General features: G+C 41.5%; 9 protein-coding genes. 7 read left to right on the top strand and 2 right to left on the bottom strand.

The window, feature by feature from the left end:
• The 3 genes from BBG47_RS19355 to BBG47_RS19345 all read left to right on the top strand — a co-directional run.
• Positions 1-2,139, top strand: a 2,139-nt coding sequence (locus BBG47_RS19355; RefSeq protein ID WP_065293068.1) for an NPCBM/NEW2 domain-containing protein, incomplete at its 5' end; no start/stop codon positions are given.
• 292 nt (positions 2,140-2,431) lie between these two features.
• Positions 2,432-3,415: an alpha/beta fold hydrolase gene (locus BBG47_RS19350; protein ID WP_065293067.1), complete on the top strand. Its 984-nt coding sequence runs from the start codon at positions 2,432-2,434 to the stop codon at positions 3,413-3,415.
• Positions 3,416-3,634: 219 nt separating this feature from the next.
• On the top strand, positions 3,635-4,165 hold the full coding sequence (locus tag BBG47_RS19345) for a GNAT family N-acetyltransferase (RefSeq protein ID WP_065293066.1): 531 nt from the start codon (positions 3,635-3,637) through the stop codon (positions 4,163-4,165).
• Positions 4,166-4,292: 127 nt separating this feature from the next.
• Here the strand turns inward: BBG47_RS19345 and BBG47_RS19340 are convergent, their stop codons facing one another.
• On the bottom strand, positions 4,293-6,164 hold the full coding sequence (locus BBG47_RS19340) for a S8 family serine peptidase (protein ID WP_083189465.1): 1,872 nt from the start codon (positions 6,162-6,164) through the stop codon (positions 4,293-4,295).
• Positions 6,165-6,797: 633 nt separating this feature from the next.
• On the opposite strand from BBG47_RS19340, the gene BBG47_RS19335 reads away from it, so the two are divergent.
• Positions 6,798-7,256 carry a cupin domain-containing protein gene (locus BBG47_RS19335; protein WP_065293064.1) on the top strand — a complete coding sequence of 153 codons (459 nt, stop codon included), beginning with the start codon at positions 6,798-6,800 and terminating at the stop codon, positions 7,254-7,256.
• A gap of 224 nt (positions 7,257-7,480) precedes the next feature.
• Here the strand turns inward: BBG47_RS19335 and BBG47_RS19330 are convergent, their stop codons facing one another.
• Complete coding sequence (locus tag BBG47_RS19330; protein ID WP_065293063.1) at positions 7,481-8,161, bottom strand: DUF899 domain-containing protein; 681 nt, start codon at positions 8,159-8,161, stop codon at positions 7,481-7,483.
• A 125-nt stretch (positions 8,162-8,286) separates the two neighbouring features.
• Between BBG47_RS19330 and BBG47_RS19325 the strand changes: the two genes are divergently transcribed.
• The 3 genes from BBG47_RS19325 to BBG47_RS19315 all read left to right on the top strand — a co-directional run bounded on the left by BBG47_RS19325 (position 8,287) and on the right by BBG47_RS19315 (position 12,039).
• Positions 8,287-8,778: a winged helix-turn-helix transcriptional regulator gene (locus tag BBG47_RS19325; protein ID WP_065293062.1), complete on the top strand. Its 492-nt coding sequence runs from the start codon at positions 8,287-8,289 to the stop codon at positions 8,776-8,778.
• A gap of 601 nt (positions 8,779-9,379) precedes the next feature.
• On the top strand, positions 9,380-9,556 hold the full coding sequence (locus BBG47_RS30020) for a hypothetical protein (protein WP_175400586.1): 177 nt from the start codon (positions 9,380-9,382) through the stop codon (positions 9,554-9,556).
• Positions 9,557-10,107: 551 nt separating this feature from the next.
• Positions 10,108-12,039, top strand: coding sequence for a fructose-bisphosphatase class III (locus BBG47_RS19315; RefSeq protein WP_065293060.1), 1,932 nt, complete (start codon positions 10,108-10,110; stop codon positions 12,037-12,039).
• Positions 12,040-12,333: the final 294 nt, after the last annotated feature.

The following is a 12,333-nucleotide window of genomic DNA, read 5'->3' as shown; positions in this document are numbered from 1 at the left end:
CCAGTCATCACGCCAACGGAGCCAGTCATCCCACCAACGGAGGAAGCCAATACACTGCAAAGTAATCTTGTAGTTCAGCGAAATTTTGAAGTAAAAGCGCTTGGAGATATATGGGCGGAAGGCGACCGAGAACGTAGATTCATAAATGCTCGAAAAATATATCAGCCAACAGGTTTATATGCAAAACCCAATGAACAAATTAAGATTGAAGTTTCAGGTGACAAACCAATTACAGCGGTTATTGGGATCCATCGTCATGATAAAGAATGGGCGCTTTTTTATCCATTACAACCAGGCATAAACACAATTTCCTCACCAAATGGCGGTTTGTTGTCTTTTGATAACAGCAACAATGAAGGTAGTATTAATGTAAATGTAGTGAGCGGGGGGAGTCCTGTTCCATTCTTTGTATTAGGCAAGAATACAAATGCGGATTGGCAGGCAATGATGAATGCATATCCTAATGCACCTTCTGTTGTTCTTCAATCTGAAAGAGCTCTCTTTGTCTTCTATTATGCTACTGCTAGAGATCATATCTTGAATCAAGACCCAACTACTCTTTTACAGACTTATGATAAGTTTATTACAGCACAGGATCAAATATCTGGACTATCTAGTTCTGATCCTGATCCTAGGCATCGGTTAGATAGGCATTTGATTGGCTTTATTGAATCAGAAAATACCATACCAGGAGCGTATGCATATGCAAATTGGGATGGGGCAATTATGCCTAAAGATACTGGAGCAAGTGCCGATGCTTTAGACCTTACAAGAACGGGGTGGGGTCAGTATCATGAGGCAGGTCATCTGAGACAACAAGCACCTTGGAATTGGGATGGGATGACTGAGGTGAATGTAAATATATATTCTATAGCCGCTAAGAAGGCTCTTAAACCTACTGAGCCTGCAAGATCCCAAGGCGAGTACTTAGCTGCTTTCACGTTTGTAGATCAGCCAACCAAGAATTTTGCAGACTCTAATTCAAAATTAGAAATGCTGTGGCAGCTTAATCTTGCATTTGGGGATAACTTCTATCCAGCGTTACATCGATTATATCGTGAGTTAGCGCAAGCAGATCTGCCAACTACAGATGATCAGAAAAAACAGGCATTTATTCTCAACACTTCAAAAGTAGCTCAATATGACTTGACGCCTTTCTTTGATAAATGGGGTTTACCTGCAACAAATGAAACAAAAAACAAGATTAATGCATTGGGTTTACCTCTTCTAACCGCACCAATTTGGTTTGGGTCAGATTATAACATCATTAAACCGACAGATGGAATGGATAAGGTAAAAGGTATTGGAGGTATCATTGCCGCAACAGCAAATAGCGAAGAGACTTCACAGGGTAATGCCGCAGCATATGCATTTGATGGAGATACAAAAACTATTTGGCACAGTGCATGGAATAACCCAAATCAGTTTCCTTACCATATTACAGCAAAGTATTTAAATCCTACAACATTCACCAAGCTAACCTATCTACCACGACAAAGTGAAGAAAATGGAATTATTACAAAATATAGAATCCTAACTAGTCTTGATGGAGTATCCTTCAATGAGGTTGCCACAGGCACTTGGGCAAAGGACAAAACAGAAAAGACAGCCACTTTCACACCTACTCTTGCCAAATATGTTCGACTTGAAGTACCTCAAGGTGGTGGCACAAATGGTTTTGCATCTGCAAGTGAGATTAAACTCTTTGAAGCACCACAACCTGTTACAACGTATCTCAGCGATATTAATTGGTTTTCTGCCACAGCAGGTTGGGGAACAGTCCAAAAAGATCGTAGTGTTGATGGAAATACACTCAAGTTAAATGACAAGACCTATACAAAAGGTTTGGGCACACATGCTAACAGTGAAATTGTCTACAAACTGAATGGGCAGTACACATCCTTTGCCGCGCTAGTTGGAGTAGATAGTGAGGTAGGTACTGTAGGTACTGTGGAGTTCAAAGTTGTTGTAGACAATCAAGTTGTATTCATTAGTGGCGTAATGAATAAAAATACAGCGGCAAAAGAGGTAAACGTTAATCTATCTGGAAAGAATGAGCTAAAACTCATTGTCACAGATGGTGGAGATGGTATAAATAGTGACCATGCCGATTGGGTAAATGCTCGTCTTATCAAATAGTATTGTTGTGTTGCTTTACTAGTAAGTGTCTAATAGCCCTCACCTTGTTATCGAGGTGTGGGCTATTTTGCTTTTAATCGGCCTTAATACCGTCAGTTTAGCACTTTATTTTCTCTGGACAACTAATATAGTGTTTTTATTGTTTAATCGTGACAAGTTCTTGTCCCGATTGCCAAAAAACGTTGTTCATGCTCCGTTCATATTGCATTCATTGTGAGGACATCTTGGTTGGCTAGACTTGCAGTGGTGGATCGCAGGGACATTGTACAGATAACAAGAGGAGCTGAAGAGTTTGGCACAACCAGCAGGAACGGAAGTAAGGAATAGTACAAGAACAAAGAGTGTACTACGTATTTTGCTTAAAGTAATCGTCGCAGTAGTTATAGCGATCCTGCTTTTTGTTGCCATCGTGTATACCGTTAATAAAATAAGCAGTCATTCGGAGCAAAAAAGAATGCAACCTTATGGTCAGCATGTGTCTGTAGATGGGAAACAGATGAATGTTTTCATTCAAGGTCAAGGCGAAGAAACCGTTGTGATTCTACCCGGTTTTGGAACAGCGGCACCTGCACTTGATTTTAAACCACTCATAGTAGAGTTATCTCCATATTATAAAGTCGTCGTGATTGAACCTTTTGGTTATGGATTGAGCGAACAGTCCGAGAAGGAGCGCAGTACAGCCAATATCGTAAGTGAAATTCATGAAGCATTACAAAGTCTCCATATAAATCGTTATATTCTCATGGGCCATTCAATTTCGGGGATCTACAGTCTGGATTATGTGAACCAATATCCTAACGAAGTGAGAGCGTTTATCGGGCTGGATAGCAGTGTTCCCTCGCTGAGTGAACAGAAGATTGATTCGTCTGTGACAGAACCGATTAAATGGTTCCGCGACTTGGGCTTCGCCCGTATACAATTGAAACTGGGTGCTGACCCTTATGATGGACTGCCTTATGATGAACAAACGAAAGAACAATTGAACATTTTGATACGGAAAAACATGTATAATACAACTCAATTAAATGAGGCAGAGAGCATGTATTCCAACTTTAAAGCAGCAGAACAGCAATCTTTCCCTCCCGATTTACCTGTTCTTTTCTTTGTCCAAGCGAATCATCCTGTGACGGATCGATGGATCCCCGAACATGAGAAGCAAATAAAGGATTCTATACATGGAGAAATGGTGTTATTGGAAGCGAACCATTATTTATATCGTTCCCATCCAAAAGAAATCTCTGAAAAAATTAGGGGGTTTACGGGCGGAATAAAATAATTATTAACATTTTTTAGTTGATGATGTCGTGAGAAAGAAAATATTTGAACAAGGAAGAAGATCTGCCTGCCTACACCCTGTCCTTTTTTTGGGGATAAGCGTAGATAAAGCATATAGCCTCTTATATAATGAAACTATCTTCAAAAATGAAGGGACTGAACTATGCGCAGATGTCAATATTTTCAACCTAACTATTAAAATATAATGGAGGTAAAAGTATTGATTACAGAGTTACACACAGAACGTTTACATTTGAGAAAAATGAAGATAGCGGACTCGTCTAGTTTGTTTAAAATTTGGTCAGATCCAGACGTTACTAAATTTATGAATATTTCTTCTTTTACTAATGAAAATCAAGCACAGGAAATGATTAATCTCTTTGATGATCTTTCTCAAGATCGTAAGGCTATTCGTTTCTCCATCATTAAAAAAGAGTCCAATGAGATTATAGGTTCTTGTGGTTATAATGCCTTAGATTTTGAAAATAGCAGCGCAGAAATTGGATATGACATTGCTAAATCATTTTGGGAAAGAGGATACGCTACAGAAGCTATCTCTTCTTTGATCGAACATGGATTTTCATCTTTAAAGCTGAATCGAATCGAAGCAAGGGTTGACCCCAGAAACGTGAATTCTATGAAGCTATTACAAAAGCTCAACTTTACGTTTGAAGGAACACTCAGACAATATGAAAGAGTAGATGGAAAGTTTAACGATCTCAATATTTATTCAAAATTAATATCTGATTGATTTGATTCTCTGCCTATTTTGGATTGAAAGTAGTATCTGAAGTGGGGGGGGGATCGAAGATAATAAAAGAGAGATAGGGAATGGATATGCCCCTACCTCTCTTTTATTTAATCAAGTTTTTATTCTTTTAGCATGGACCGAGCACAGTCCAAACATCGTTCGGATCATTTTTCAGATCTGGATATTCATTTTGCGTCCACCATTTGGCTTGATACTTCACTCCATTATAAGAAACAATGTCACCTTGAACATAAGTGGAGGAAGCGTTCCATGGAGCAGGGCAGGGGTCAACTTGTACTTGAACGGTCACCGAGTTACTTGCCGCAGACAAATTACTAAAGCCATCCCGAGCCTTGACAGTAAACGTATATGAACCACTAGTTAATCCACTGATCGTAGCAGAGTTGCTAGTTGATCTTGCTTTAGCAAAAGGATCGTTATTTACGTAAATGTCATAGCCGATCAATCCAACATTGTCCGTAGAAGCTGTCCAATTCAAGCTAGCTGTGCCAGAGGTAGTATTAACAACTAGATTGGTTGGTGCTAGTGGTGCTTCTGTATCGGTAGGTACAGCACCTGGCGTAGGTAAATTCGTTATAATTTGTTGCAAATTAGGTAGGGTACCGATTCTGTCATTTGCTAAATCGGAAGTCGGGGTATTAAACGGTAACCATCTCAGTATTCTACGAACTTCATCTGGCGAATACGGCACGCCGAATTTGGCTTTCGCGATCCCTTGCAGTTGTAGAATCGAACCTACAATGACAGGTGAAGCGGAAGATGTTCCATTGAAGTAGTCGGTATAACCAGTTGTCGAAGCAGTGCTTGTTGAACTTAAAGTTGCAACGTTCTCACCAATACCGTAAGCGTCGATTCGATTGCCATGGCTGCTGAAGCCGAGTTTGTAGTGAGGTGCAGTTGATGATCCCGCTCCAACTAGTATTGCTCCAGAATCTTTGAAATCTGGGAGATCCCGATTGAAGATGTATTTATTATCCCAATGCTTGTACTGATCGAGATCAACACCACCATTGGCTCCCGCTTCTACAACGACAATCCCTAGGCTTGTTGCATATTGGATTGCATCAAACTCTGCCGACTGTGTTTCGATAGGTAACCAAGGGCCGCCGTTATAACCGATCTGTATTTCGAGCAGAATAACGTCACCCGGAGATAATACTTGTGTGGCCGCTAAAATTGCTTCTGCTGTACCACCTGTACGAACTAAAGAGGATACAATCGGCGTAGCTTTGTTAGCTAGCCCGATATTGCCAATAGCATTGTCAACCGCGGATACAACCCCGAGTACAGCCGTACCGTGACTAGCATCTCCATCATTAGTGCCGCCGGGCAAAAGCTGAATGTTGTGAGCGGCTAAATCTTCATGATTTAGTGCCCAATTCCACTCGATATCGGCCCACTTGGTGCCTTTGCCATCGCCACCTTCAAATTGCCAAGCATAGGGAGCGTTAGTACCTAGAGGATCTGCTTGCGCATAACTTTGCAAGGAGAAGCGCGGATCATCACTTGGAAGGACTGGTGTTGTGTTCGGAAGAGGCGCATTGGCCAATTCTGGTTTTTTACTTACGTATGCTTCCTCAACTAGCGGGAAGCTTCGCAACGTTTGCAATAACTGTTCGACGTCAGCACCAGCGGGAATTTTGGAATAATAATAGCGATCAAACACGGATGCAAAAGGATTAGCAGCTAAGCTTTTGTTAGCTGACGGTAAGAATTCCTCTGAGATTAGCGGGTCAAACGATAATTCTGGTATAGCTGAGAGGGGGGATACTTCTTGTTGCAATTGAAGTTTTCCTTCCTCACTTGGAAGGAAGGATTGTTCTTTAAGTTTGACAACAATTTTTTCTTCGAATACTGAAGTTGCAGTGTTGGAGAATGATTTGCTCGTTGGAAAGGACTGTCCACTCTCTGAAGCGTAAGCTCCATTTGACCAAGTACCTAATGAAAAAAGCAAGGCTGAGGCTAGAGCGACGGACAACGTTTTCCTAAATCGGGAATAGGTGTGTATAATCGTAATCTCTCCTTTCCATTCTCTTGAATTCTTTTGTTGCTAGCTAAATAACTAGGCTAACAATTGTCAGTATAAGATAAGGTAAAAACTGGTTCAATCCCGAGGTAAGCGTAATCAACGACAGCAATATACAGATATCACTTTATAACTTCTATTTACTCTATTTCACATAGGTTCAGTAGGAGATGATGTCGAATAATTCCTTTTAGGACACCAAAATTTCGGTTGGATACAAAGTTATATCAAATGTTGAGCACGATTGGAGTAATAGATGACGGCAAAGGATTCAATGTTGAAGAATGTTCACAAAAATGTTTAGGTTTATCTATTGTAAATAGCTATGTAGAGGATAAACTAAAAGAAAGCATACAATTGGAATCTACAGCGTAGAACAACAGTTTCATCACGTTTAAAATGTAATAGAGGACTACAAAGGCGTAGTCTTACTAAAGCAAAGAGGCTTAAGGTTATAACATTCCTACGGAATCGGTATAACTTTAGGCCTCTTTGTGTTTATTCTCTGGCTGTAATGGTTGCTATGCTCATTCCAAGTAAAATGGTTCCAAAAAAACTGCACCTAGAAATTAGAGGAGGATACCTATGAGTATCGATAAAAAGATGATTGAAGAGATGGTTCGTAATATCATCATGGAAAAAATAGCGGCTGATGCGATTGAACAGAACGTTCATAGAGGTCCTGGAGGGATTACTTCTGTTAAAGTGCCAAATATGAAAGTAACGGAAGAGGATCGTCTCGATACAGGCAATCCGAATGATATCGTCTATTGTAAGGATCTTTTCTCGCTACAGGAAAGTCCAAGACTTGGCTGCGGTATCATGGAGATGAAAGAAACAACCTTTGACTGGACACTTAACTATGATGAAGTTGATTATGTGATTGAGGGACATCTGGATGTTATCATTGATGGTACAAAGGTGTCAGCTGGTCCAGGAGAAGTGATCCTGATTCCAAATGGAAGTAAGATTCAATTTTCTGTGCCAGAATATGCACGATTTATCTATGTAACATATCCGGCTAACTGGGCAGAACAAGCGTAACGTTCTAATTTCTTTTTGCCAGGGTAAAGCGGTTTATTTCGGAGATAACAATCACCAGGAACGAGGCTACCGACATGTAACGGCAGCCTCATTTTCTCTGATCTCTGAATTGAAAAGGGTTAGGGGTCGTACCAAACCGTGAATATCGTATCCATTAGTTCTTGCAGGAAACGAGCATTTCTTTCCTAAACAGTTCTCCCCATTTAACGGGACATATGAAAGGGTTATTTTCCATCTTGGTTCACTTCGTACTCGTTATGTAATCGCCACCACGTGTATGGAGGTGTTTGCGGCCACCCTTTAGGAGAATCCTCCCATTCCTCTTGACGACCATAAGGCGTAAGATCGAGGAGATTGAAATCGGCTCTGATCCTGTCCACACCGCGTGCAGTCGTATAGTAGGTTCGAAACACACTATCGTCATTACGGAGAAAGATGCTCAAACCAAATCCCTTGCCTGCACCGCAATCGAAATTGAAATTGTCGCCGTTTGAGGAATACCAAGGGATAGTCCAGCCCATGTGCTTTCGAAATGATTCGATCTGAGTAAAGGGTGCTGGCGAAACGAGTATGAAGGAAGTATCACGGGCGTGCAGATGAGATAGGTGGCCAATGTTGTCAACAAAGGATGAGCATCCGCGGCAGCGATGATCGGAGCCTGGAGACATCATGAAATGATAAATGATGAGTTGGCGCCGTCCTTCGAAAAGATCAAGCAGGCTTGCAGTGCCGTTCGATCCTTCGAACACGTAATCTTTTTCAATTCTCACCATCGGCAGTCTTCTACGTTCCGCAGCAAGTGCATCTAACGCGCGGGTGAGCTCCTTTTCTCTGACGAGCAGTTTTTGACGGGCAATCTGCCACTCTTCTTCTGAAACGATCCGAGGCATTGAAGAAATACTCATATAATCCATTCCTCCCTACATGAGTTGGAAATTTTAAACATGCTGTAATGACCCCAGTATACGATTATTACTTTCATGATGCAAGTGATATTGCTTTCGTTATGCAAGTATGATAAGTTGGTCATATGAAACGTTTGGATACGAAATCACACTGCCCGATTAATTTTTCTTTAGAGGCTTTTGGCGATCACTGGTCGTTGCTGATTATCCGAGACATCTTGTATTTCGGAAAGAACACATACGGGGAGTTTATTGAGTCTGAAGAGAGAATCTCATCAAATATACTGGCTAGCCGCCTTGCTCATTTGGAGTTGAAAGGCATTCTCGTAAAAAAACCCCACGCTACTGATAAACGCAAAGAGGTTTATATTCTTTCGGACAAAGGCCTGGATTTAATACCAATTTTGCTTGATTTAGCCGATTGGGGCGCCCAGTACGACCCTGTGACTGATGCGCCACAGGACTGGATTTCAGCGGTGAAAGCAGATCGAGAATCGATGATCAGACTTATTCGCGATACCGTTCGCAATGGTGGTTCCATTTTCTCTGGCCCTAATAGCGTTGTTAGTAAGTATCACTTAAAGGAAAACGATTGTGAAATGGAAGAGGAAAAATAGGATAATCTGCAACGCTAAGTGATTAGTTGCATAGGCGAGATGCGACGACTCGATAGCCGTTTCCACCAACAATCATGGCTTGAAGACAGCGCCATCCATTGCTAAATGGCTGAACATTGGCGGCGATCCTTATGCGGCCCTGTTAGAGATTAAGATTAGAGTGACGAGGAGCTTCGGCTGTTCGTGGCGTTACATAAGAGATCGTGAACATACGAACAAAGACGCTCTCACATAAAGAGCGTCTTTGTTATGAATTTATTCCGAACAAATGTTCGTTTTTGGAGCAATTAAATTAAAAAATGGGTTCCATCGATTTCCATATTATGAGTATAACTTATTAAAAATTATAAGTCTATATTTAATTTCCCAAGTACTTTATCATTGGTTTACCTGGCCGGGGAAAACGGTGAATATTCGTAGGCCTATACGGATGTTTGCGTTAGAGAAGAGGGAGAACATTTGAAATTACATGTTTGGGATGTGAATTTGAAAATTCGCCTAATCGGCGAGGGACTGTTCAATTTATTGTTTTGGATGTACTTCCCTTTTTATTACGGTCTACTTTAGCGAAGCGTTAGGTAAACAGACAGCAGGGATGTTAATGGCGATTCCGCTCCTCATTAGCATACTTGGCAGCATGGTTGGAGGGAGTTTAGCGGATCTTATTTCCGATAAGGATCGCCGGCAGGTGTTCGCCACATTTACGACAGCTCATAATATTGGTGCTGTATTAGGACCCGCATTGGGGGCATTTTTTTTTCTTTCAATACCGAAGTGAACTGCTATGGACTTGTACAATCGTCATGCTGTTCTATACGGTTGCAATCTTTCTGAGAATTCGTGAAAGTATGCCGGGTACCAGCCAAAAGGTTTCATTACATGCAGTTTCAACTTCGATAAAAGAACAATGGAAAGGCTATGGAGTCATCTTTCAGGATAAAATATTTGTTCTATATATTTTGGCAGGCGTTTTCTCTATTATAACAATCATGCAATTGGATCTGTATTTAGCGATATATATCACCCAACATGTCCCGTCGCAATCCCTTTACACTTGGAAAGATGTCATTGATCTTCTCGTTGATGGGGCTCGTCGCGATCTCGGGCCTGATTCCTTCTAGCACCTTCAAGTTCATAAAATCCCTATTATCAGGGAAGTCTTCAAATTCGTCTTTGATTTAGGGAAAACATAGTGGTATGTTGGTACAAATGCCCTTATGGAATGGCTCGGCCTTTGGATGAGCTATTTCGAGGGGGCAACTCATAGCCGTGGGGCTTCTAAGTACGCCCAGCTAGACATCACCGTTTCCCTGAAGGAGGACAACTGTATTGGATGCGCAGTTTCTAGATTTATTGGCCCAGAAATATGATACGGAAGAAAAAGTCGTAACAGAAATCATCAATCTTAAAGCGATCTCCAATCTCCCCAAGGGAACTGAACATTTTGTCAGTGACTTGCATGGGGAGTTCCAGGCTTTTCAGCATGTACTCAGAAACGGTTCTGGTACCGTAAAAGAGAAAATCAAAGAATTGTTCCAAGAGGTTTGGACGGATAAAGAAATCAATGATTTTGCGGCGTTAGTTTATTATCCGGAAGAAAAAATACAGCTTGTTAAAGGAGACCTGTGCAATCAACAAGCCTTGAACCGGTGGTATAGACAAACGATTGAACAAATGCTTAAGCTCATTTCTTATGCCTCCTCCAAATATACGCGCTCGAAATTGCGTAAAGCTCTGCCGGAGCAGTTCGTATATATTATAGAAGAGCTTCTATACAAGACGGATTCTACCAACAATAAGGATCCTTATTATGAGGAAATATACCGGCAGATTATCTCCTTGGGTCAGGCGGATAAGCTGATTATCGGCCTTGCTTATACGACCCAGCGCCTAGTGGTTGACCATCTTCATGTGGTCGGAGATATCTATGACCGCGGGCCGGACCCCGATAAAATTATGGATACGCTTATCAACCACCATTCTGTAGACATTCAATGGGGGAACCATGATGTTCTGTGGATAGGCGCCTATGCGGGTTCTCTGGTCTGCCTTGCGAATATTATCCGGATCTGCGCCAGATACGACAATTTGGACATCATCGAAGACGTATACGGAATCAATCTTCGCCCATTGCTGAACTTGGCGGAGAAATACTATGATGACAACCTAGCCTTCAGACCGAAGCTGCAGCAAGGCCATAACGTATCGGAGCAGGAAATCCTACAGATTACTAAAATCCATCAAGCCATTGCCATGATCCAGTTTAAGCTTGAAATCCCGATTATCAAGAGACGTCCTTACTTTCATATGTCTGAAAGGCTTTTGCTTGAGCAGATCGATTACGACAAAAATGAAATCAAGATCGGCGGAAAAACGTACCCGCTGGAAAACACCTGTTTCGCTACCGTAAATCCGCAGCAGCCTGAACAATTGCTGGAGGAAGAACAACAGGTGATGGAGAAGCTGCTGTTCTCCGTTCAGCATTCCGAAAAGCTGGCCAGACATATGAATTTCCTTATGAAGAAGGGCAGCCTTTATTTAAAATACAACGGGAATTTGTTGATCCACGGCTGCATTCCTTTGAATGAAGAAGGAAACATGGAAGAAATGCAGATTGAAGACAAGACCTATTCGGGTCGTCAGCTGATCGATGTTTTTGAATATTATTTGCGTTACGCCTTTGCGAATCCGGAAGAGACGGATGATCTGGCTACGGATATGGTATGGTACATCTGGACAGGGAAATGTTCCTCGCTCTTTGGAAAGAGAGAAATGACCACCTTTGAGCGGTACTTTATCCAAGATAAAGATACCCATAAGGAGAGGAAGAACCCTTACTACCATTTGCGGGAAAATGAGGAGATCTGCCGGAAAATCCTGCAAGAGTTTGATTTGAATCCGGATCATGGACATATCATTAACGGGCATACTCCGGTTAAAGAAATTAGTGGAGAGAACCCTGTTAAAGCAAATGGGAAAATGGTCGTCATTGACGGCGGTTTTTCCAAAGCCTATCAATCCACAACGGGTATCGCCGGATATACCTTGTTGTATAATTCCTTTGGCATGCAGCTCGTCGCGCATAAGAAATTTAATTCAAAAGAAGATGTGTTATGTAACGGAACGGACGTATTGTCTGTAAAAAGACTGGTGGACAAAGAACTGGAACGGAAACTGGTGAGGGAAACCAATGTCGGGGAGAAGCTGCTGCAGAAAATCTCGAATTTGAAGAATCTCCTGGAATATCGCTACATGAAATGAAACAGCTGCTAAATGAAGCAACTGTTAAAGGTAAAAGAGCCGCCCGGGGGTTGGTCAGGACCCCATTTAGAGAACATAGAAAAAATACCTAAGAAGCAAGCTGTCGTCGGTACTCTACTGGCGGCAGCTTCTTTAGCTTTCTTTGTGATTGAGGCATTGTCGTAACAAATGCCTTTCCTCATCACGTTTCTTCTTGCATCTCTCTTTCTATTTTGCTATATTTGATATTAACAAAGTGATATTATTAAAATGTTACTAACTATAAATTGATGTTGAGGAACTCATTTCGAAGAG

Origin of the sequence: Paenibacillus sp. KS1, assembly GCF_001680695.1 — a bacterium.
GTDB classification, from domain to species: domain Bacteria; phylum Bacillota; class Bacilli; order Paenibacillales; family Paenibacillaceae; genus Paenibacillus_B; species Paenibacillus_B suaedae.
Note: the sequence above shows the minus strand (reverse complement) of the source record. Positions and strands in the feature narration are given on the sequence as shown.